The following is a 20,932-nucleotide window of genomic DNA, read 5'->3' as shown; positions in this document are numbered from 1 at the left end:
TGCGTGGCAAGGTCGACAGTGTCGTCGAAAATAGTTGCGCGCGGCTACTGGACAATCCCACATCCGCCCGATTATCTTGCGCCGCAGGCCACCGCAGTGGCCAACGTCGCTCGGACGGTTCCGGGCGCTCACGTATCTCGAGGCAACAATGGCCGAACAAGGTTCGCCGCGCCGCTTTGCGCGCATCGATCGACTCCCCCCTTACGTATTCAATATCACTGCCGAGCTGAAGATGGCTGCGCGTCGGCGCGGCGAAGATATCATCGACTTGAGCATGGGTAACCCCGACGGCGCCACGCCCCCGCACATCGTGGAAAAGCTGGTCACCGTCGCCCAGCGGGAAGACACCCACGGCTATTCCACCTCCAAAGGCATCCCGCGCCTGCGCCGCGCCATTTCGCGCTGGTACAAGGACCGCTATGAGGTGGACATCGACCCGGAAACCGAAGCCATCGTCACCATCGGTTCCAAGGAAGGCCTGGCCCACCTGATGCTGGCAACCCTGGACCAGGGCGACACGGTGCTGGTGCCCAACCCCAGCTATCCGATCCACATCTACGGTGCGGTGATCGCCGGCGCCCAGGTGCGTTCGGTGCCGCTGGTGCCTGGGGTGGATTTCTTCGCTGAACTGGAGCGGGCCATCCGCGGCTCGATTCCCAAGCCAAAGATGATGATCCTCGGCTTCCCCTCCAACCCCACCGCCCAGTGCGTGGAGCTGGATTTCTTCGAACGGGTCATCGCCCTGGCCAAGCAGTACGACGTCCTGGTGATCCACGACCTGGCCTACGCCGACATCGTCTACGACGGCTGGAAAGCCCCGTCGATCATGCAGGTGCCCGGCGCGAAAGACATCGCGGTGGAGTTCTTCACCCTGTCCAAGAGCTACAACATGGCCGGCTGGCGCATCGGTTTCATGGTGGGTAACCCGGAACTGGTCAACGCCCTGGCACGGATCAAGAGCTACCACGACTACGGCACCTTCACCCCGCTGCAAGTGGCCGCCATCGCCGCCCTTGAAGGCGACCAGCAATGCGTGCGCGACATCGCCGAGCAGTACCGCCAGCGCCGCAACGTACTGGTCAAGGGCCTGCATGAACTGGGCTGGATGGTGGAAAACCCCAAGGCGTCGATGTACGTCTGGGCCAAGATTCCCGAAGCCTATGCCCACCTGGGCTCACTGGAGTTTGCCAAGAAGCTGTTGGCCGAAGCCAAGGTCTGCGTCTCGCCGGGGGTGGGGTTCGGGGAATATGGGGATGATCACGTGCGCTTCGCGCTGATCGAAAACCAGGACCGGATTCGTCAGGCCGTGCGCGGGATCCGCGGGATGTTCCGGGCGGATGGGTTGATAAACAAACCTGGCGCCTGACTCAAGACCAACGGTGGGAGTTTGCTCCCACCCTGGCTCTGCTGATCACCAGAAACCACTGTGGGAGCGAGCTTGCTCGCGATAGCGGCATAATAGTCAGCGAAAGAGTCGACTGTCAGTCCGCCATCGCGAGCAAGCTCGCTCCCACAGGTTCAGACCACCAGCGACAGCAGCAGGATAAAGATCAACCCCACCACGGACAGGATGGTTTCCATCGCGGTCCAGGTCTTGAAGGTTTCAGCCACGGTCATGTTGAAGTACTGCTTGACCAGCCAGAAGCCTGCGTCGTTGACGTGGGACAGGATCAACGAACCGGCACCGGTCGCCAGCACCAGCAGCTCACGGTTCACACCCGGCATCATCCCCACCACCGGCACCACGATCCCGGCACCGGTAATGGTCGCCACCGTCGCCGAGCCTGTGGCAATGCGGATCACCGCAGCCACCAGCCACGCCAACAGAATCGGCGAGATCTGCGCACTCACCGCCATGTGACCGATCACATCGCCCACGCCACTGGTCACCAGCATCTGCTTGAAGCCACCACCGGCACCGATGATCAGGATGATCGCGGCGGTCGGTGCAAGGCTGGCGTCCAGCCATTTGAGCATCTGGCTGGAACCGATGCCCTGCTTGTAGCCGAAGGTGTACAGCGACAGCAGCAGCGCCAGCAGCAACGCGGAGATCGGGTGGCCGATCATGTCCATCCAGGCGCGGAAGAGGTTGCCATCGGGCAGCGCCACGTCAGCGAAGGTCTTGAGCAGCATCAGGAATACCGGCGACAGCACGGTGATCAGGGTGATGCTGAAGCTTGGCAGTTCGGCGGAGTCCGTCTCACGGGCCAGTTGGTCCACCAGCTCCTGGTTCGGATGGCCGGGGATGTGCTTGGCAATGAACGTACCGAAGATCGGCCCGGCAATAATGGCCGTCGGCAGCGCTACGATCAGGCCATAGAGAATGGTCTTGCCGATGTCGGCGCCAAACACGCCAATCGCCAGCAGCGGCCCCGGATGTGGCGGCACCAGGCCGTGGACCGCGGAAAGACCCGCCAGCAGCGGGATACCGATCTTGATGATCGACACACCGGTGCGGCGCGCAACGATGAACACCAGCGGGATCAGCAGCACGAAGCCGATTTCGAAGAACAGCGGGATGCCCACCAGGAACGCGGCGAACATCATGGCCCACTGCACCTTGTCCTTGCCGAAGGCGCGGATCAGGGTCTGGGCAATCTGGTCGGCCCCGCCCGACTCGGCCATCATTTTGCCGAGCATCGTGCCCAGCGCCAGGATGATGCCGACAAAGCCCAGCACGCCACCGAAGCCGTCCTGGAACGCCTTGATGATGGTGCCGGTCGGCATGCCCGACGTCAGGCCGAGGAACGCGGCGGCGATGGTCAGTGCAATGAATGGGTGGAATTTGAACTTGGTGATGAGGATGATGAGTCCGATCACCGTGACCACTGCATCAAGCAGCAGGAACGTCTCGTGGGACATGCCGAACATGGGAGGTGTCTCCTGATTTGTTGTTGTTATTGAAGCAGTTATTGGTTAGCCGTCGGGGTAGCGCTATCTTTCTGACGCAAACTTTTTGAAACTCAGCCGGCAAGCTTCAAACCATGGTCCAACCACCAGGCGTAAGCCTGATGCGCCAACTCTTCAACGCTGTGGCTGGACGCATCCAGAGCCAGGGTCAGGGGCTCGCCGACAGGGGATTGCAGGGTGGCAAACTGGCTGTCGATCAGGGTCGACGGCATGAAATGGCCGGGACGATGGGAAACGCGGTCGGCGGCCACTTCGGGGGTCAATTCAAGGAATACGAAGCCCAGGCCAGGCAAGGCACTGCGCAGACGCTCGCGATAACTGTGCTTGAGGGCCGAGCAGGTCAGCACCGGGCGCTCGCCCGTGGCGTCGACACGGCGCAACTCGTCGCACAGGCTGTCGAGCCAGCCGGCACGGTCGTCGTCGTTCAAGGGAATACCGGCGCTCATCTTCTGGATGTTGGCCGCAGGGTGGAAAGTGTCGCCTTCGATGGCAGTGGCGCCGCTCAGCTCGCATAGCGCCTGGCTGACGCAAGTTTTGCCGCAACCGGCAACGCCCATGATGACCAGGGCGGTGATGGGATTATTCATGTAACACCTCAGCGCGCAGACAGCGCTACCTTTGCCAGTTATGACACCGCAGCAAAAGCAGAAGTTGCCGACGCCTTCTTGTCATTTTTGTGGTTGCAGCATGTTCGTTCACGACACCAGCACACGGGAGATCAGGCAAACCCCACTTACGCAATTGCAGCCGCGTCGAGACAGCGCTACCTTAGTACCTTGATTTTTGTTTGGCAAGCCACCCTGATGACCGTCCCTAAAAACGATAAGAATACTCGCACCACCGGTCGCCCTACGCTCAACGAAGTCGCACGCCTGGCCGGTGTCAGCCCCATCACCGCCTCCCGTGCCCTGCGCGGCGTCAGCACCGTAGCCGTCGACCTGGTGGAAAAAGTCCGCCAGGCCGCCGTGGAGCTCAACTACGTCGTCAACCCCGCCGCCCGCGCCCTGGCTTCGGCCCAGAGCCATTCGGTGGTGGTGCTGGTGCCGTCGTTGTCCAACTTGTTGTTCATCGACACCCTGGAAGCCATTCATCGGGTGCTGCGACCCAAGGGTTTCGAAGTGGTGATCGGCAACTATCACTACTCCCGGGACGAAGAAGAAGACCTGCTGCGCAACTACATGGCCTATCAGCCGCGTGGTTTGCTGCTGACCGGTTTCGACCGCACCGAAAGCGCCCGACGCATGATCGAGGCCAGCAACATTCCCTGCGTGTACATGATGGAGCTGGACCCGGGCGCCGGGCTCAACTGCGTCGGCTTTTCCCAGCTCAAGGCCGGCGAAACGGCGGCTGAGCACCTGATTTCCAAAGGCCGCAAGCGCCTGGCCTACATCGGCGCGCAACTGGACCAACGCACCCTGCTGCGTGGCGAAGGTTTTCGCCGCGCCCTTCAGAAAGCCGGCCTGTATGACCCGGACCTGGAACTGCTGACCCCACGCCCGTCATCGGTAGGCCTGGGCGGCGAGTTGTTCCTGCAGTTGCTGGACAGCCACCCGGACGTCGATGCGATCTTTTTCGGCAACGACGACCTGGCACACGGTGCCTTGTTCGAGGCCCTTCGCTGCGGCATCAAGATTCCCGAGCAGGTTTCGGTGCTGGGCTTCAACGACCTGCCCGCCTCGGCCCACACTGTGCCGCGCCTGAGCAGCATCAGCACCCCACGGGAAGCCATCGGCCGCCGCGCCGCCGAGCAAATGCTGACCTTGATGGCCGGCAACCGCATCGCGCAGCCGGTGGTGGACATGGGCTTTGAGCTCAAGGTCCGCGAAAGCACCTGAGCCTGCCCGTCACACGCCAATACGGTCGATCCATGCCGTCCGCCGGCAAGGGTTGGCCGCCCTCGCCGCGTTCCTGCCCACAAGCTTCACCAGCGCCCGAAGAAACCACGACGCTTGGAGGTTCTGCGACGGCAGATTTCAAGGACTACATGAGCAAGACGCCCGAAGAGCGCCTGCGCGACAGCATTCTCGAAGAGATGGGCATTACCGAGGAAGAGTTCGAGGCGATGCCGCCCCAGAAGCAGATGGCGGTCAGCCAGGAGATTGCCCAGCGCATGCAGGACAAGTCGGCGATGGCACAAGTGGAAAAAGCCCAGCAGAGCCGCACCGACGACAAAGCCTCGGCCACTGACAGGTTTCTCGCCTCGCTTTGAGCCTCGGCACATGGCGCAGCGTTTGAGCTGGGGCTGGCGCCCCAGCTCAAACCTGAGGCCAACCGAGGCAGTATCGGCTCAATGACCGAACAGGTTCACCTTCTTGGTTTTTTTGTCGGCGCGCTTTTCATCGGCAGTTTTCGCCGGTTTTTTCTTTGCCGCTTTTTTTGAATCCATGCCTTTGGACATGATACGTACTCCACTCATACGGGATGTGAAGTCAGGTATACACCTATCGCCGCACCTGCGTTCTTTTATAATCGCCCTCCCCTTATCGCCCACGACCCTGTCATGTCCGAAATCCATTACGCAGCGCTCGAAGAATCGCTTTGGCCGCTGATGAACAAGTTCTATCGCGCCCACCAATCCTCGATGAAAGCGGTACGTGACGCGCAGCTTTGGGTGGCGCGGCGCGATGAAATCGTCGCCGCCCTGTGCCTGCGGCCGGTGTCGGGCGGGCATTGGTTGACAGGGTTGTTCGTCGACCCGGCGTACCGCGTACAAGGCATCGCCGCACGGTTGATCGCCGAAGCGGTGAACGGCGTGAATGAGCCGGTGTGGCTGTTCTGCCACCCGGACTTGCGCGGTTTTTATGAGCGACGGGGTTTCAGCTTCGACCCCGAACTGCCCTATGCGATGGCTGAGCGCCTGAGCCGGTATGCGCGTAGCAAGCCGATGATTGCGATGGGGCTTGCGCCTGCAAAACCCTGAAGATCAACACCGCCCACTGTGGGAGCTAGCTTGCTCGCGATGGCGTCAGGTCAGTTGCATCAATGGTGGCTGACACACCGCTATCGCGAGCAAGCTCGCTCCCACAAGGGGTTGTGTCGGTTATGAGTTAGTCGTCGGCCGTGGGGTCCAGGTCCGGGAACATCACCTCGGTAAACCCGAACTTGCTGAAATCACTGATGCGCGACGGGTACAAGCGCCCGATCAGGTGATCGCATTCATGCTGCACCACCCGCGCATGAAAGCCCGATGCGTAACGCACGATCGGCTCGCCCTTGGGATCGAAGCCTTCGTAGCGGATGTCCTGGTAGCGCTCGACCGCCCCGCGCAGGCCCGGCACTGACAGGCAACCTTCGAAACCCTCTTCCATCTGCGGACCCAGTGGGGTGATCAGCGGGTTGATCAGGATGGTCTGGGGCACCGCCTCGGCGTCGGGGTAACGCTCGCTGTGCTCGAAGCCGAAGATCACCAGTTGCAGGTCCACGCCGATCTGTGGCGCCGCCAGGCCGACGCCGCCGACGCTTTCCATGGTCTGGAACATGTCGTCGATCAATTGCCACAACGCTGGGCTGTCGAACATTTCGGCAGGCACCGGCGGGGCAATGCGCAGCAGGCGGTCGTCGCCCATTTTCAGGATGTCACGGATCATGGTCGGGCTTCGTCAGGGTGGGGATGAGGGATGGAATGGTCGCGGCCCAGGCCCGACACATGCTGCTTTTCGTGCTCGCCCGCGCTCTTTTCGCCCGGGTTCTTGCCCTCGGTGGACATGTGCTCGATCACCGCATTCATCTCCGCACCGAGCAACAGCACCGCCGCAGAAATGTAGAAATACAGCAACAACACGATGATCGCACCGATGCTGCCATACATGGCGTTGTAGTTGGCAAAGGTCTTGACGTAAAACGCAAAGCCCAGGGAGGCAATGATCCACACCACTACTGCCAGCACCGACCCCGGCGTGATGAAGCGAAACTCCTGCTTGACGTCGGGCATCACGTAATAGATCAGCGCCACGGCCACCATCAGCAAGATCACGATCACCGGCCAGCGCACAATCGTCCAGAGCGTGACGATGAACTCCTCCAAGCCGACCTGGGCCGCAATCCAGCCCATCACCTGTGGCCCGAGCACCATCAATGCCGCAGCGGCCAGCAACATGCCGGCGATGCCGACCGTGTAGAAGATCGACAGCGGAAAACGCTTCCAGGCCGGGCGACCTTCCACCACATCGTAGGCGGCGTTCATCGCGCTCATCATCAGCCGCACACCTGCCGAGGCAGTCCACAACGCAATGACGATACCCACCGACAACAATCCGCCCTTGGATTGCTGGAGCTGGTCGATCACCGGGTTGACCTGCTCCAGGGCCTGGGGCGGCAGCACCAGCTCCGATTGCAGGCGCAGCCAGGAGAAGAAGTCCGGCAGGTGCAGGAAGCCGATCAACGCGATCAAAAAGAGAATGAATGGAAACAGCGAAAACAGCATTTGGTAGGCCAATGCCGAGGCGTAGGTCGACATCTCGTCGTCGAGAAACTCGGTCACGGTGCGCATCATCACACGATGCAAGGGTAAGCCTTTCAAGGCCGGGAACATCATGTGCGTCTCCTTTCGCCGCAAAAAAAAGGGGGTCGCTTGGCGACTCAGGGGCCGTTATCACAACAAAGTAGCCTGTTTGGCGACGTTGGATCAATTTCGTCTTTCATGTCCGACGCTGAATTGACCGGCGATTGTCGAACCAAGTTTCATTGTTCCTACAGGCGGGGCTTTATGTTTGCCCGGCAACCACCGAGAATGCCCCACGTATTCAGGCTGCGGCCTGAAGCTCCAACCCCGTAGGAACGTTATGAAACTCGATAAAAAGCAGGCCATCGCCCGCAGAAACCAGGATCTGGGCGGCGCCGTACTGGGCGTCAACAACTGCCACTTCAGCGAATTGAACCGTAACCGCAACATCTTCTGGTTCGATATCCCGGTGGGGCGCCTGGCCATCGGTCAATACGAATGGATTCACCTGCTGCTGCACACGCCGGCCACCGATGAGCTGCTGCACCTGAAGGTGCCGACCGTGTTCCTGCGCGAAAAGATGGAAGGCCTGGAAGTGCGCAACCAGGGTAAACGCAAGGCAGCCTTGAGTCTGGAACTGAGCGCTGACAAGGATTCCTATCTTCAGGACATGCGGCCGGGTGGTACCAATCTGGATTTTGCGCAGTTCAGGTTGTAATGCGATTTCCTAGCTTTGGTGTGTATATCCGTTTTTTGCGTAACGGCGGCTTAGGGTTCCGCTCTTACAGCGGCTCACTTTTGGAAGAGCGCCAAAAGTAAGCAAAAACGCTTTGCCCCACCACTCGGTGCCTCGCCTAGGCTCGGCATGCCCGAACGAAGGCATTGCTCCGTGGGCCGCCGCGAAGGGCCATCCATGGCCCAGCGCGGCTATCCCGGCATCCATGCCGGGATGCCCACTGCGCAATGCCTGCGTTCGGCCAGCGTGGTTTAACGGGGCGTTCAGATCAAGATCAAAAGCAAAGCAAGAGCGGTGCATGTCCAGTATCCATGTGGTTGCACCACCGCTATCGCGAGCAAGCTCGCTCCCACAGCGGACTGAGTGCAGATGAGTTTTGTGCCTACTAAACATCCATGTGGGAGCGAGCTTGCTCGCGATGACACCGGCACATCCAACATCACCGCAAACTGACACACCGCCTTCGCGAGCAAGCCCGCTCCCACAGGGGAAACGCGGTCCCCATCAAGAACCAGGTCGGCTATCAGGCCGCCTCGTGGTGGACGTTGATCTCGGCGCCCCGTTAACCACGCTGGCCGAACGCAGGCATTGTGGAGTGGGCATCCCGGCATGGATGCCGGGATAGCCGCGCTGGGCCATGGATGGCCCTTCGCGGCGTGCCCACGGAGCAATGCCGGAGTGAGGGCACACCGAGCCTAGGCGAGGTGCCAAGTGGTGGGGCAGAAGCGCTTTGGTTACTTTCGCGCTTTTCGAAAGTGACCCGCTGTAAGAGCGGAACCGCCAGCAGCCGTGACCGCAGCAAAGGATATGCCCCCAATCCAGCAAAAAAAAAACGGCGCTTTCCCTCCTCGGAAAAGCGCCGTTTCTTTAAGTGAAGAGCATCACCGCATCAGCGGGGCTCTTCATTGGCAATGGGCTTACTTCTTCAAACCCAGCTTCCTGAGCTCTTCATCCCGCAACTCGCGCCGCAGGATCTTGCCCACGTTGGTGGTCGGCAAGGCATCACGGAACTCCACGGCCCTGGGCACCTTGTAGCCGGTGACGTTGGCACGCATGTGTTCCATCACCTGTTCCTTGGTCAACGTGACACCCGGTCGTGCGACGATGAAGATCTTGATCGCCTCGCCAGACTTCTCGTCCGGAATACCGATGGCCGCGCATTGCAGCACGCCCGGCAGGGTTGCCAGCACGTCTTCCAGTTCGTTGGGGTACACGTTGAAACCGGAAATCAGGATCATGTCTTTCTTGCGATCGACGATGCGCATGTAGCCGTCCGGCTGGATCAGCGCAATGTCACCGGTCTTGAGCCAACCTTCGCTGTCGAGGATCTCGTCGGTGGCGTCCTGGCGCTGCCAGTAGCCCTTCATGACCTGCGGACCTTTCACACACAATTCGCCAATTTCGCCCAATGGCTGTTCGACACCCGCGTCATTGATCACCTTGCACAGCGTCGACGGCACCGGAATGCCGATGGTACCGACCTGGATGTTCTGGATCGGGTTGACGGTAGCCACCGGGCTGGTCTCGGTCATGCCGTAGCCTTCGCAGATCGGGCAGCCGGTCACCGCTTTCCAGCGCTCGGCTGCTGCCAGTTGCAGGGCCATGCCGCCAGACAGGGTGACTTTCAGGGCCGAGAAATCCAGCTTGCGGAAGGCTTCGTTGTTGCACAGGGCCACGAACAGCGTATTAAGGCCAACGAAACCGCTGAACTTCCACTTCGACAGCTCCTTGACCATCGCCGGCAGGTCACGCGGGTTGCTGATCAGGATGTTGTGGTTGCCGATCAGCATCATCGCCATGCAATGAAAGGTGAAGGCATAGATGTGGTACAGCGGCAGCGGCGTGATCAGAATCTCGCAACCTTCATTGAGGTTGGAGCCCATCAGCGCCTTGCACTGCAACATGTTCGCCACCAGGTTGCGATGGGTGAGCATCGCGCCCTTGGCAACGCCGGTGGTACCGCCGGTATATTGCAACACGGCGACATCGTCGCTGGCGGGGTTGGCTTCGCTCACGGGTTGGCCGTGGCCTTTGTTCAGCACGTCGTTGAACTTGACGGCCTTGGGCATGTGATAGGCCGGGACCATCTTCTTGACGTACTTGATCACGCTGTTGATCAACAGGCGCTTGAGCGGCGGCAGCAGGTCGGCGACTTCGGTGACGATGACGTGCTTGACGCTCGTCTTGGGTACGACGGTCTCGGCCAGGTGCGCCATGTTCGCCAGGCACACCAGCGCCTTGGCCCCGGAGTCGTTGAACTGGTGTTCCATTTCCCGCGCGGTGTACAGCGGGTTGGTGTTGACCACGATCAGCCCGGCGCGGATCGCACCGAACACGGCCACCGGGTACTGGAGAACGTTGGGCAACTGCACGGCGATTCGATCGCCGGGCTGTAAATCGGTATGCTGTTGCAGGTACGCGGCAAAGGCACCGGACAACTCGTAGAGTTCACCGTAGGTGATCGTCTTGCCGAGGTTGCTGAATGCCGGCTTGTTGGCAAAGCGTTGGCAGGACTGCTTCAACACCGCCTGAATATTCGGATACTCGTCTGGATTGATGTCGGCAGCAATCCCAGCTGGGTACTTATCCTTCCAAAAGTCTTCAATCATGGAAGCCCACTCCTCAGCAACGCGAATTCTCACCGCATTTGATGCGATTATTATTGGTGTTTATTGGTGAATCTGGCTTGAATCAAGGCCGAGAAGTCACAAAAGCGCGCCGAGAGTAGCAGCTTTGCCAGGGGCCGACTAGAGCCAAAAATAGCCCCCACAGTCACAAACATGACTCATGAACATTTTATGGTCATTTTTAGAGTAAAAAACCTACGCCCTATTAAATCTCTCTGAATCAAACAACTGTGGGAGCACAGCTTGCTCGCGATGGAGGTATGTCAGCCAATACAAATGAGGCTGTTCCACCGCTATCGCGAGCAAGCTGTGCTCCCACAGGTTTTCGTCAGGACAGATACCCCGGCGGACCTCAGGCGATATCGCGCAGCTCCCGCCGCAGGATCTTGCCCACCGGGGTCATTGGCAACGACTCCCGCAGCACGATGTGCTTGGGAATCTTGTAGCCGGTGAAGTTCTCCTTGCAGTAGGCCTTGAGTTCTTCAAGGCTGACGCCGGTTTCGCGCGCCACCACGAACAGCTTCACAGCCTCCCCCGAACGTTCGTCCGGCACGCCGATCACCGCGCAGTTGGCCACCTTGGGATGGGCCATCACCACGTCTTCGATCTCGTTGGGGTACACATTGAAGCCCGAGACGATGATCATGTCCTTCTTGCGGTCGACGATGCGCACGAAACCGTCCGGGTCGATCACCGCGATATCGCCGGACTTGAACCAGCCCTCGTGGTCCAGCACTTCGGCCGTGGCCTCAGGCTTGTTCCAGTAGCCTTTCATGATCTGCGGGCCCTTGATGCACAGCTCGCCACGCTCGCCCAGGGGCTGCTCGACGCCATCGTCGTTGATCACTTTCATCAGCGTGCCCGGCACCGGCATCCCCACCGTACCCAACCGAGACTTGCCGCCGTAAGGATTGGCACTGGCCACTGGCGAGGTTTCGGTCAGGCCATAACCTTCGGTGATACCGCACCCGGTGATCTGCTCCCAACGTTCGGCAGTAGCCTTGATCAGCGCCGTGCCACCCGAGTTGGTGACCTTGAGGTTGGAAAAATCCAGGGTCTTGAAATCCGGATGGTCCATCAGTGCCACAAACAACGTGTTGAGCCCCAGCAGCAGCGAGAAACGCCAGTTCTTCAGTTCCTTGATGAAACCACCGATGTCCCGCGGATTGGTGATCAGCACGTTGTGGTTGCCGGTCACCATCATGCACATGCAGTTCGCCGTGAATGCATAGATATGGTAAAGCGGCAGCGGTGCGATCATGACCTCCTGGCCCTCGCGCAACAGTGGATGGCCGTCATCGCCGAGCTGCCCCAGGCAGGCCCGGGCCTGTTGCATGTTGGCCACCAGGTTGCCGTGGGTCAGCATCGCGCCCTTCGCCAACCCGGTGGTGCCGCCGGTGTATTGCAATACCGCAATATCGTCGAGGCTGACTTTCAGCGGCTTGATGCCCTGGCCGCGTCCCAGGCGCAAGGCGCTCTTGAAGGAAATGGCCTGGGGCAGCGAATAGGCCGGGACCATTTTCTTGACCTTGCTCACCATCGTGTTGACCAGCCAGCCCTTGGCGGTGGGCATCAGGTCGCCCATCTTCGCTTCGATCAGGTACTGCAGGTCCGTATCGGGCAACACCTCCTGGACTTTCTGTCCGAACATATTCAGGTACACCAGCGCCCGGGCACCGGAGTCCTTGAACTGATGACGCATTTCCCGCGCGGTGTACAACGGGTTGGTGTTGACCACGACCAGCCCGGCGCGCAAGGCACCGAACACGGCGATCGGATACTGCAGGATGTTAGGCATCTGCACCGCGATTCGATCACCCGGCGCCAGGTCGGTATGGGCTTGCAGATAGCCGGCGAACGCCGCGCTGTAGCGCTCCAGCTCGGCATAGGTGAGGGTCACCCCCATGTTGCTGAACGCCGGACGGTCGGCAAATTTCTTACAGGAACGTTCGAACACCTCGATCACCGACTTGTAGGCCCCAAGGTCAACATCCAGGGGCACGCCGGCCGGGCGTTTGTCATTCCAGAAATCAGGCTGCATTGTTTTTGTCCTCTTTACCTGAGCATGTCCGGGCCGCCTCTGTATCGCTTGCAGAGGCGGAGCTCCTGGGACACTAGCAGCTATGGCCAATCAGGCAAATATGGCAACCTGCGTCATAGATTGTGTGAATCTTCCTGCCTAGGTGTGGCCTGATCAGGCGAGACGCAAAGGATGCGCTATACAATGCAGCGACGCTGCACAAAAGGAATCGCCATGATCCACCAAACGTTCTGGCTGACCGCGACTGACCATAGCCGCCTGTTCGTCAACCAGTGGCTGCCCGAAACCGCCCCTTTGGCGATGATCATGCTGGCTCACGGCATGGCTGAACACAGCGGCCGCTACGCCCGCCTGGCCCAGGTATTGTGCGACGAAGGCTACGGTGTCTGCGCCGTGGACCTGCGCGGCCATGGCAAGACCGGCGAGGAAGCGATTCTCGGCCATTTTGCCGACGAGGACGGCTGGGCCAAGGTCGTGGGTGACCTGGCCAGCCTCAACCACCACATCGTCCAGCAATATCCCGAGACCCCCATCCTGCTGCTGGGCCACAGCATGGGCAGCTACATCGCCCAGGGTTACCTGTTGCATCACAGCGCCAGCCTGCACGGGGCGATTCTCAGCGGCTCGAACTTCCAGCCGGTGACGCTCTACCGCAGCGCTCGCCTGATCGCCCGCTTCGAACGCTGGCGCCAGGGTGCCACGGGGCGCAGCGCGTTGATCGAGTGGCTGTCGTTCGGCAGTTTCAACAAGACATTCAAACCCACGCGTACCCCCTTCGACTGGCTCAGCCGCGACCCGGCCGAAGTCGACAAGTACGTCCACGACCCGCTGTGCGGCTTTCGCTGCACCAATCAACTGTGGGTCGATCTGCTCGGTGGCTTGCAGCAAATCAGCAAAGCGTCCAATCTCGCCCAGATCGATCCGGGCCTGCCCCTGCTGGTGATCGGTGGCGAATGTGATCCGGTGAGCGAAGGCAAGCGTCTGAAGGATCTGGCCGACGCCTTGCGTGACGCCGGCATCCGACACCTGCAATTGACGATTTACCCGCAGGCCCGGCACGAACTGTTCAATGAAGCCAACCGCGATGAAGTGACCGCCGACGTGCTGGCCTGGATTGCCCAGGCCCTGAGCCACAAGCGGCCACCACGCAGCGAGTAGGCTTGCAGCGTTTTTCCTTTACTCCTTCACAGGATTTGAAACAGATGACCCAGGTTACCAACACCCCTTACGAAGCCCTCGAAATCGGCCAGACCGCCAGCTACAGCAAGACCGTCGAAGAGCGTGACATCCAGCTGTTCGCCGCGATGTCGGGCGATCACAACCCGGTGCACCTGGACGCCGAGTTCGCCGCCGCGAGCATGTTCAAGGAGCGCATCGCCCATGGCATGTTCAGCGGTGCGCTGATCAGCGCGGCGGTAGCCTGCGAGTTGCCTGGGCCGGGCACTATCTACATCGGCCAGCAGATGAGCTTCCAGAAACCGGTGAAAATCGGCGACACCCTGACCGTGCGCCTGGAGATCCTGGAAAAACTGCCGAAATTCCGTGTGCGCATCGCCACGCGTGTGTTCAACCAGCGCGACGAGCTGGTGGTGGACGGCGAGGCCGAAATCCTCGCACCGCGCAAGCAGCAGACTGTGACCTTGCCGACGTTGCCGGCGATTACTGTCGGTTGATTCACAGGCGCCTACGGTGAGTGACTTGTGGCGAGCCATAAATGTGGGAGCAAAGCTTGCTCGCGATGCAGGCGCCTCGGTTCCCTGAGAGACCGAGTTATCTTCATCGCGGGCAAGCCTTGCTCCCACATTTATGGCTGGTCTTCGCGCACCTGCACGCTCGCCGTCATCCCGGCGCTCAGGTTCACCCCCTCCGGCACCTTGTCCAACTTGATCCGCACCGGTATCCGCTGGGCCAGGCGCACCCAGTTGAAGGTCGGCTCGACCTCCGCCAGCAACTGTGCATCGGGGTTGGTGTTGCGGTCGGTAATGCCACGGCTGATGCTCTCGACATGGCCCTCCAGCGCATGGCCGGCGCTCATCAGCCAGATCTTGACCGGATCGCCTACGCGAATCCTCGGCAACTTGGTTTCTTCGAAATAGGCCTGCACATAAAACGTCGAGTCGTCGATCAGCGCCATCACCGGCTGCCCGGCATTCACGTAGTTGCCTTCGGCCAGGCGCAGGTTGGTGATATGGCCATTGCGTGGGGCCAGGACCTGGCTGCGCGCCAGGTTCAGTTCGGCGACCTTGGCCTCGGCCTGGGCTTCGCGCAGTTCACCTCGGGCGATACCGGCGTTGATCTGGGCGTTTTCCCGCAGTTCGGCGCTGATGGCCTGGGGCCCGAGGGCGGCGCGGCGGCTGGCTTCGTGTTCGCGCAGGCTCAGTTGCTGCTGGCGCGTCTGCACCACCGCCCGAGCCTTCTCCACCGCCGCTTCGAAACGCTCACGGTCGATACTCAGCAACACATCGCCGGCCTTGACCTGCTGGTTATCCACCGCCTTGAGCTCGCGCACCCACCCTGACACGTCGGGTGCAATCACCACCACGTCGGCGCGAATCCGCGCATCGCGGGTCCAGGGTGTGAGCATGTAGTACTGCCACAAGTGAAACCCGGCGAAGATCGCCACGGCCACCATGCACAGCGTGACGGCGACACGTACGGATGTACGCATGTTCAACTCCTATAGCGGCCCGAGGACCACGGTAATAACGGTCAGGACACAGACATACAGGGCGCAGTCGAACAAGGCTTCATGCCAGATCCAGCGCCCGGCCGGCACCAGGCTGAGCAACAGGCGCAACGCGCCGGTCACCAGCAACGCCAGCACCACATAAATCAGGAACGGGCTGAGCAACACCCCGCCAATCGACCACTCACGCAAGCCCATGGCTGTGCTCCCGTCGTTCAGGTTCGTGCTGGTGGCACCAGGCGCGCCAGCTGTTTTGCAATTGCACCACCGCGCCCTGGGCCAGCTTCAATGCGTCACCGGGCGGCTGGCTCGACAACACCTTCAGGAACTCGGCGCTTGCCGGGGCCAGCGCATCGGCCTGGTCACCGCTCGGGCCGTGTTCGAGCACCTGCTCCAGCGCTTCGAAATAACGGCGCTGCGCCCGGGTCTCAGGCACTTGGGCGACGGCCAGGCTCAGGCGCAAATGCAGCAGTTCATCGCCAATATCCAGGCCAAGCAAACCATCATCCCAGCGGCTGCGCGCCTGCACCGGCAATTCAGGGTAATGCCGCGCCAGTTGCAACAGCCGGTCGGCCATGCGCCCGCCGAACCAGCTCTCGGCGCCACGCAGGCTGCGATGGGTCAGGCGCACCAGATCGTGGAGGGTCGCGGCCAGCAGGCGGCGGCTGTGCCAGGCCGGGTTGCGCAAAATCAGCAGATTGAAGGCCAGCACCGCCGCGCCCACGCCGATCATCATGGCCTGGGCGTTGTTGAAGAACGCCGCGACGTCGTACTTCATGGCATTGAGCGGTGAAATCAACACCACGAAATGCAGGCAGAACGACGTCGCCGTGGCGAAGATCTGCGGCTTGGCCATGCCCAGCGCGCCGAAAAACAAGGGCACGCCCATGGCCATGCAGAGCATCGCAAAACTGCTCCATTGCGGGAGTAAGAGCTCGCCGATCACGAACGCCGTCGGCACGGCCAAAAAAATGCCCCGTAGAAAACTCATGCCGATCTGCGCGCCGTTTTCGCGACTGGCAAACAGGCTGCACACCACGCACGTCAGTACCAGCGCGCCCGAAGCGGCGGGCCAGGCAGTCGCCAGCCAGAAACAGGCCACCGCCAGGAACGCCAGGGCGCTGCGAGCACCAAAGACCATGGCCAGGGACAGATCACGATGAGGCGCCAGGGTTCGCGGTGGATCCGCCGCCTCCCTGCCCTCTTGCACCGCCGTCAAGGCAGCGCAGGCGGCCAGGGCGGTATCGAGCAACAGGGCAAATCGCGCCAGGCAGTAACTTTGCGCCGAGCTGATCTGCGGGTCGTGAGACGCATCCCACACCCGGGGGCGTAAGGCCTGCAAGGTCGCACTGTCGGCATCGAGGGCCTGCTGTACCTCGTTCATCCACGGTTGGAGGGCCTCGGCCTCCTCGGGGTCGAGCTGTTTCCACTGCCGCCGCACCGAGCGCGAAAGGCGCAGCAACATCAGCAATTTCTGGCTCAAGCCGCTGATGGCTCGGGCTCGCTGTCGGCCACGGCTGCCTTCGAACCAGGCATGTTCGCGCTGGGCATCCACCGCGACGATCCGGCCCAGGATTTCCAGCAGCCCTTTTCGCGCCTGGACATCGCCAGCCAGGGTCGCACGGGCGGCCTGCATGCCGCTCTGCCAGGCAGCGAGGCCCTGACCGGCCAGTTGCCGCTCGACCCGCAACGGCCAGAGCAAGGCACTGGCCGCCGTGGCGCAGACAATGCCCAGGCTGATCTCGGTGCAGCGCGCCACCGCCTGGTCGAACACATCCAGCGGATGGGAAATGGCCGGCAAGGCAATGATCGCCACCGTGTAACCGGCCAGCACGAACGAATACGACCAGGCACTGCGCAGCAGCGTCGAACAGGCTGTGCACAACCCCAGCCAGAGCGCCAAGGCCAGCAGGAACAACCAGGGCGCCTGGGCAAACAGGCCCATGAACACCACCGACATGACGGTGCCCACCAGCGTGCCGACCAATCGCGCCAACCCCTTCTGCACCACCATCCCGGACAGTGGCTGGGCGACGATGATCGCGGTCATCAGCGCCCATGACGGCTGCTCCAGCCCCCAGCGCAGCGCCAGCCACAACGCCAACCCGGCACCAAGCACCGTCTTGATGGCGAACTGCAAAGCGAGGCGGTCGGGGGCAAACAAGGCCTGGAAGGTAATGGGCACGCGAAAAACTCTTTGGGGGGATGCCAGTAACAATAGATGCAATGCAAGGGGTCGGCGGTGCAATTATTAGCTAGCTATCTATTCGAGTCCAGAGCTGATTATGGATGAATTCAACAACACACTTTTTCTGTTTGATGCTGAGTGAGTTGAAATGGCATCAACCTGCATCACCACAACAGTGTTCATCTTGAATCTGAGTCGTCGCCACAAAAAAACGCCAGGCAAGCTGGCGTTTTCTTGGATCAGGACGCGTTGTTAACTGGCGCGCGCCTGGTTACGCAGAGCCTTGACCTGGTCATGGTTGCGTTGCACACCGTGGTACTGACGCTCAACCAGGTCACGTATACCGACCAGGTTGTGCTTGGTGATTTTCTCGAGCGCTTCCTTGTAGGCCTTGAGCGCATGGTCTTCGCCACGCTCGGCTTCGTTGAGCACCGCTTCTTCACCCTTGCCGGTGAACATGGATTTCACGTCCACCCAACGACGGTGCAGGTCACCAGCGACGCTGGTGGAGGTTTCCGGATCGCCGCCCAGGGAGCGAACCGCCGCTTGCAGTTCAGCCGCAGCGGTCGCGCAATCCGCAGCACGTTGAACGAACAGCGCCTTGAGTTGTGGGTGCTTGATGTCTTCAGCGCAGGTCTTGAAGCCTTCCTGGCCATCTTTGCTGGTCTCGATCAGGTCGTTCAAGACGGAGATGGATTCTTTGTTGATGTCAGTCATTTTTCAGTTCCTTTGCTTGGTGAATAAAAAACCTGCAAGGGACGTTGCATCGGCCATGCCAGTCAAATAACCCAGTTAATTTTCTTTAAAATCAATTAGTTAATAAAAAACAAGAAAACTGTATCCGCGTTATTTGCATGATCTGTCATTTGGCCTGCATGCAGAATGCCTGTATTTTCGAGGTAGATTTGAATCAGACGATTGCCATGAACCCGGAAAAGCTCGAATTGCTCATCACGCGTCAAATGCCGTTCGGCAAATACAAGGGTCGAATCCTGGCTGACCTGCCCGGTCAATACCTGAACTGGTTCGCCCGCGAGGGTTTTCCTCACGGTGAACTGGGTGGTTTGCTGGCACTGATGCAGGAAATCGATCACAACGGGCTGTCGGACCTGCTCGACCCATTGCGCGCCAAACACGGCAAACCCAAGCCTCGCCCCTGACCAGTTGAGCCCCTGTCATGCCAGAAAACACGCTACGCGCCCATGATGAAGCTTTCTGGCAGACGTTTGTCGGCCGCTACGAAGTCGATCCCGCCGGGCCCCTCAACCTGGAAAACGGCTACTTCGCACGTATGTCCCGCACCGTGGTGGAGGAGTACCAGCGCAACATCGAGTTCATCAACCGCGGCAACTCGGTGTATGTGCGCCAGCATTTCGACCGTGAACACGGCGAAGCCATTCGTCGACGGGTGGCCCGGCTGATCCACGCATCCCCCCAGAGCGTGGCATTGGCCAGTAGCGCGGTGGATGCCTTGCAGACGCTGATTCGCAACTACAACGGCCTCAAGCCCGGCGATCAAGTGCTGATCTGTGATCTGGAATATGCCTCGGTCAAGAGTGCAATGCGCTGGCTGGCTCGTCAGCGTGGCGTGGAGGTGATCGAAATCGTCCACCAGCACCCTGCCAGTTTCGAAAGCCTGGTGGGCACTTATCGCGAAGCGTTCATTCGCTACCCTCGCCTCAAGTTGATGGCGCTGACCTACGTCAACCACCTCACCGGACTGGTGATGCCGGTCCAGGCCATTGCCGAGAGTGCCCGCGAGTTCGCCGTCGATATCATCCTCGACGGTGCCCATGCCCTGGGCCAGATCGATTTCGACCTGAAGAAGCTCGGGATCGAATTCGCCGGGTTCAACCTGCAGAAGTGGATCGGCGGGCCCCTCTCCCAGGGCTTCCTGTACATCGCCCCGCAGCGCTTGGCCGACATCGACCCGGACATGGACGAAGACAGCTACCCCGCCACCGACGTCCGCTCGCGCACGCCCCACAGCACGCCCAACATCCCTGCCTTGCTCACCCTGCCGCTGGTCTTCGAAGAACACCAGGCCCTGGGTGGCGCTTCGGCCAAAGGCGCGCGCCTCTGTTATCTGCGTGACCTGTGGGTGAGCGCCGTGCGCGATGTGCCGGGCATCGAAGTCATGACCCCGGATGACCGGCGTCTCTATTGCGGGATCACCGCGATGCGCTTCACCGCCCAGGCCGATCAACAGGCGATGGCCCATCGATTGCTCCATGAGCATGGGATCTTCACGGTGGTGCGCCACACCAGCGTCGGGCCGTGCATTCGCATTACCCCGGGGCTGATTACCTTGGCGAGTGATATCGAGCGGTTGACCAAAGCACTGCTTGAACTGAGCCGTACCTAGATCCCTTGCTCCCGCTGGGCTCTGTAGGAGCTGGCGAAGCCTGCGATCTTTTGATCTTGCTCTTTCGCTCTCGACTCAATTGTCAGTGGAAAGATCGCAGCCTCGTTGCACTCGTCAGCTCCTACACCGCTCCTACACGCAGCCCAACGGGAGCAAGCTCCCTCGCCACAGGAATTTTGTACTGCCACAAAATCCGGGCAAAAAAAAACGGCGCGCCGACCAAGCGCACCGTAAAACCGTAGAACACCCAACGAGGTTCGGTAAAACAATCAGTCCAGCAGCGCCAAGGCCTCGGCGGTGCATTCCTGAATGCGGGCCCAGTCGCCGTTCTTGATCCACTCAGGATCAAGCATCCAGCTTCCGCCCACGCACATCACGTTTTTCAACGCCATGTAGCTCTTGATGTTGGCCGGGCTCACGCCGCCGGTCGGGCAGAATTTCACTTCGCCGAACGGGCCACCCAAGGCCTTGATAGCCGCGACGCCGCCGCTGACTTCGGCCGGGAACAGTTTGAAGCGGCGATAGCCCAGGCTGTAGCCTTCCATGATGCCCGAGGCGTTGCTGATGCCAGGCAGTAATGGAATAGAGCTGTAGACGCTGGCCTCGAGCAGATCACGGGTGATGCCCGGAGTGACGATGAACTGCGAACCGGCAGCCTCGGCGGCGTCCAGCATGTGGCGGTCGAGCACCGTGCCGGCGCCGGTCACCAGTTCCGGACGCTGCTCACGCAGCACCTGGATGGCCTTGAGGCCGTATTGGGAACGCAGCGTCACTTCCAGCGCCGTCAGGCCACCGGCAGCCAGGGCATCGGCCAGCGGCAGGATGTCCTGTTCACGGGCGATGGTGATCACCGGCAGGATCCGCGCCTTGGCGCAGAGGCTGTCGATCAGGGCAACTTTGTCCGCCATGGAAACGGTCGGGGATGGGTTTGTCATAGC

Annotated in this window: 20 protein-coding genes; 9 read left to right on the top strand and 11 right to left on the bottom strand. The window is 60.7% G+C overall.

Annotated features, from left to right (window positions below):
- The first annotated feature begins 148 nt into the window (after positions 1-148).
- Positions 149-1,366, top strand: a complete 1,218-nt coding sequence (alaC, locus tag LOY50_RS06555) for an alanine transaminase (RefSeq protein ID WP_003198594.1) — start codon at positions 149-151, stop codon at positions 1,364-1,366.
- Between the two features lie 152 nt (positions 1,367-1,518).
- Here the strand turns inward: alaC and LOY50_RS06550 are convergent, their stop codons facing one another.
- Both LOY50_RS06550 and LOY50_RS06545 read right to left on the bottom strand, forming a co-directional pair.
- Positions 1,519-2,871 (bottom strand): GntP family permease, encoded by a 1,353-nt coding sequence (locus tag LOY50_RS06550; RefSeq protein ID WP_253472099.1) that lies wholly within the window; start codon positions 2,869-2,871, stop codon positions 1,519-1,521.
- A 92-nt stretch (positions 2,872-2,963) separates the two neighbouring features.
- Complete coding sequence (locus LOY50_RS06545; protein WP_258690504.1) at positions 2,964-3,497, bottom strand: gluconokinase; 534 nt, start codon at positions 3,495-3,497, stop codon at positions 2,964-2,966.
- A gap of 216 nt (positions 3,498-3,713) precedes the next feature.
- Between LOY50_RS06545 and LOY50_RS06540 the strand changes: the two genes are divergently transcribed.
- From LOY50_RS06540 to LOY50_RS06530, 3 genes are all read left to right on the top strand, one after another.
- Positions 3,714-4,745 (top strand): LacI family DNA-binding transcriptional regulator, encoded by a 1,032-nt coding sequence (locus LOY50_RS06540; RefSeq protein ID WP_258690503.1) that lies wholly within the window; start codon positions 3,714-3,716, stop codon positions 4,743-4,745.
- 149 nt (positions 4,746-4,894) lie between these two features.
- On the top strand, positions 4,895-5,119 hold the full coding sequence (locus LOY50_RS06535) for a hypothetical protein (RefSeq protein WP_408980837.1): 225 nt from the start codon (positions 4,895-4,897) through the stop codon (positions 5,117-5,119).
- Positions 5,120-5,410: 291 nt separating this feature from the next.
- Complete coding sequence (locus LOY50_RS06530; RefSeq protein WP_258690502.1) at positions 5,411-5,830, top strand: GNAT family N-acetyltransferase; 420 nt, start codon at positions 5,411-5,413, stop codon at positions 5,828-5,830.
- A gap of 127 nt (positions 5,831-5,957) precedes the next feature.
- Here LOY50_RS06530 and def read toward each other — a convergent pair whose 3' ends face one another.
- Positions 5,958-6,497: a peptide deformylase gene (gene def / locus LOY50_RS06525; protein ID WP_258690501.1), complete on the bottom strand. Its 540-nt coding sequence runs from the start codon at positions 6,495-6,497 to the stop codon at positions 5,958-5,960.
- Positions 6,494-7,444 carry a YihY/virulence factor BrkB family protein gene (locus LOY50_RS06520; RefSeq protein ID WP_018610993.1) on the bottom strand — a complete coding sequence of 317 codons (951 nt, stop codon included), beginning with the start codon at positions 7,442-7,444 and terminating at the stop codon, positions 6,494-6,496. Before LOY50_RS06520 ends, def begins: the two co-directional genes overlap by 4 nt.
- 247 nt (positions 7,445-7,691) lie before the next feature.
- Here LOY50_RS06520 and LOY50_RS06515 point away from each other — a divergent pair, with 247 nt between their 5' ends.
- Positions 7,692-8,069 (top strand): hypothetical protein, encoded by a 378-nt coding sequence (locus LOY50_RS06515; RefSeq protein ID WP_018610995.1) that lies wholly within the window; start codon positions 7,692-7,694, stop codon positions 8,067-8,069.
- A 935-nt stretch (positions 8,070-9,004) separates the two neighbouring features.
- Here the strand turns inward: LOY50_RS06515 and fadD1 are convergent.
- On the bottom strand, positions 9,005-10,696 hold the full coding sequence (gene fadD1 / locus LOY50_RS06510) for a long-chain-fatty-acid--CoA ligase FadD1 (RefSeq protein WP_253472093.1): 1,692 nt from the start codon (positions 10,694-10,696) through the stop codon (positions 9,005-9,007).
- 370 nt (positions 10,697-11,066) lie between these two features.
- Positions 11,067-12,755, bottom strand: a complete 1,689-nt coding sequence (gene fadD2, locus LOY50_RS06505) for a long-chain-fatty-acid--CoA ligase FadD2 (RefSeq protein WP_253472091.1) — start codon at positions 12,753-12,755, stop codon at positions 11,067-11,069.
- A 213-nt stretch (positions 12,756-12,968) separates the two neighbouring features.
- Here fadD2 and LOY50_RS06500 point away from each other — a divergent pair, with 213 nt between their 5' ends.
- Together LOY50_RS06500 and LOY50_RS06495 are read left to right on the top strand one after the other, a co-directional pair.
- Entirely contained in the window at positions 12,969-13,913 is a 945-nt protein-coding gene (locus LOY50_RS06500) for an alpha/beta hydrolase (RefSeq protein WP_253472089.1), read from the top strand.
- A 44-nt stretch (positions 13,914-13,957) separates the two neighbouring features.
- Positions 13,958-14,428, top strand: a complete 471-nt coding sequence (locus LOY50_RS06495; protein WP_014336929.1) for a MaoC family dehydratase — start codon at positions 13,958-13,960, stop codon at positions 14,426-14,428.
- Positions 14,429-14,559: 131 nt separating this feature from the next.
- Here the strand turns inward: LOY50_RS06495 and LOY50_RS06490 are convergent, their stop codons facing one another.
- The 4 genes from LOY50_RS06490 to LOY50_RS06475 all read right to left on the bottom strand — a co-directional run bounded on the left by LOY50_RS06490 (position 14,560) and on the right by LOY50_RS06475 (position 18,346).
- Positions 14,560-15,423, bottom strand: a complete 864-nt coding sequence (locus tag LOY50_RS06490; protein ID WP_253472087.1) for an HlyD family secretion protein — start codon at positions 15,421-15,423, stop codon at positions 14,560-14,562.
- 9 nt (positions 15,424-15,432) lie between these two features.
- Entirely contained in the window at positions 15,433-15,639 is a 207-nt protein-coding gene (locus tag LOY50_RS06485) for a DUF1656 domain-containing protein (protein WP_003198565.1), read from the bottom strand.
- A complete protein-coding gene (locus tag LOY50_RS06480) occupies positions 15,626-17,626 on the bottom strand; it encodes an FUSC family protein (protein ID WP_258690500.1) in 2,001 nt (666 codons plus the stop codon). The genes LOY50_RS06485 and LOY50_RS06480 overlap by 14 nt, the downstream gene beginning before the upstream one ends.
- 255 nt (positions 17,627-17,881) lie before the next feature.
- Positions 17,882-18,346: a PA2169 family four-helix-bundle protein gene (locus LOY50_RS06475; protein WP_253472083.1), complete on the bottom strand. Its 465-nt coding sequence runs from the start codon at positions 18,344-18,346 to the stop codon at positions 17,882-17,884.
- Positions 18,347-18,552: 206 nt separating this feature from the next.
- Between LOY50_RS06475 and LOY50_RS06470 the strand changes: the two genes are divergently transcribed.
- Together LOY50_RS06470 and LOY50_RS06465 are read left to right on the top strand one after the other, a co-directional pair.
- Positions 18,553-18,789: a DUF3820 family protein gene (locus tag LOY50_RS06470; RefSeq protein ID WP_014336924.1), complete on the top strand. Its 237-nt coding sequence runs from the start codon at positions 18,553-18,555 to the stop codon at positions 18,787-18,789.
- A 17-nt stretch (positions 18,790-18,806) separates the two neighbouring features.
- Entirely contained in the window at positions 18,807-19,994 is a 1,188-nt protein-coding gene (locus tag LOY50_RS06465; protein ID WP_258690499.1) for an aminotransferase class V-fold PLP-dependent enzyme, read from the top strand.
- Between the two features lie 269 nt (positions 19,995-20,263).
- Here LOY50_RS06465 and LOY50_RS06460 read toward each other — a convergent pair whose 3' ends face one another.
- Positions 20,264-20,929: a bifunctional 4-hydroxy-2-oxoglutarate aldolase/2-dehydro-3-deoxy-phosphogluconate aldolase gene (locus tag LOY50_RS06460; protein ID WP_018611012.1), complete on the bottom strand. Its 666-nt coding sequence runs from the start codon at positions 20,927-20,929 to the stop codon at positions 20,264-20,266.
- Between the last annotated feature and the right edge of the window lie 3 nt (positions 20,930-20,932).

Origin of the sequence: Pseudomonas sp. B21-010, from assembly GCF_024749325.1 — a bacterium.
In the GTDB taxonomy this organism is placed as follows: Bacteria; Pseudomonadota; Gammaproteobacteria; order Pseudomonadales; family Pseudomonadaceae; genus Aquipseudomonas; species Aquipseudomonas kilonensis.
The sequence above is the reverse complement of the archived record's forward strand: the minus strand, read 5'-3'. Positions and strand labels throughout refer to the sequence as shown.

Bases quoted from the DNA above. Each gene is read 5' to 3' on its own strand.
- alaC (WP_003198594.1), top strand. From the start codon at position 149: ATGGCCGAACAAGGTTCGCCGCGCCGCTTTGCGCGCATCGATCGACTC.
- LOY50_RS06550 (WP_253472099.1), bottom strand. From the start codon at position 2,871: ATGTTCGGCATGTCCCACGAGACGTTCCTGCTGCTTGATGCAGTGGTC.
- LOY50_RS06545 (WP_258690504.1), bottom strand. From the start codon at position 3,497: ATGAATAATCCCATCACCGCCCTGGTCATCATGGGCGTTGCCGGTTGC.
- LOY50_RS06540 (WP_258690503.1), top strand. From the start codon at position 3,714: ATGACCGTCCCTAAAAACGATAAGAATACTCGCACCACCGGTCGCCCT.
- LOY50_RS06535 (WP_408980837.1), top strand. From the start codon at position 4,895: ATGAGCAAGACGCCCGAAGAGCGCCTGCGCGACAGCATTCTCGAAGAG.
- LOY50_RS06530 (WP_258690502.1), top strand. From the start codon at position 5,411: ATGTCCGAAATCCATTACGCAGCGCTCGAAGAATCGCTTTGGCCGCTG.
- def (WP_258690501.1), bottom strand. From the start codon at position 6,497: ATGATCCGTGACATCCTGAAAATGGGCGACGACCGCCTGCTGCGCATT.
- LOY50_RS06520 (WP_018610993.1), bottom strand. From the start codon at position 7,444: ATGATGTTCCCGGCCTTGAAAGGCTTACCCTTGCATCGTGTGATGATG.
- LOY50_RS06515 (WP_018610995.1), top strand. From the start codon at position 7,692: ATGAAACTCGATAAAAAGCAGGCCATCGCCCGCAGAAACCAGGATCTG.
- fadD1 (WP_253472093.1), bottom strand. From the start codon at position 10,696: ATGATTGAAGACTTTTGGAAGGATAAGTACCCAGCTGGGATTGCTGCC.
- fadD2 (WP_253472091.1), bottom strand. From the start codon at position 12,755: ATGCAGCCTGATTTCTGGAATGACAAACGCCCGGCCGGCGTGCCCCTG.
- LOY50_RS06500 (WP_253472089.1), top strand. From the start codon at position 12,969: ATGATCCACCAAACGTTCTGGCTGACCGCGACTGACCATAGCCGCCTG.
- LOY50_RS06495 (WP_014336929.1), top strand. From the start codon at position 13,958: ATGACCCAGGTTACCAACACCCCTTACGAAGCCCTCGAAATCGGCCAG.
- LOY50_RS06490 (WP_253472087.1), bottom strand. From the start codon at position 15,423: ATGCGTACATCCGTACGTGTCGCCGTCACGCTGTGCATGGTGGCCGTG.
- LOY50_RS06485 (WP_003198565.1), bottom strand. From the start codon at position 15,639: ATGGGCTTGCGTGAGTGGTCGATTGGCGGGGTGTTGCTCAGCCCGTTC.
- LOY50_RS06475 (WP_253472083.1), bottom strand. From the start codon at position 18,346: ATGACTGACATCAACAAAGAATCCATCTCCGTCTTGAACGACCTGATC.
- LOY50_RS06470 (WP_014336924.1), top strand. From the start codon at position 18,553: ATGAACCCGGAAAAGCTCGAATTGCTCATCACGCGTCAAATGCCGTTC.
- LOY50_RS06465 (WP_258690499.1), top strand. From the start codon at position 18,807: ATGCCAGAAAACACGCTACGCGCCCATGATGAAGCTTTCTGGCAGACG.
- LOY50_RS06460 (WP_018611012.1), bottom strand. From the start codon at position 20,929: ATGACAAACCCATCCCCGACCGTTTCCATGGCGGACAAAGTTGCCCTG.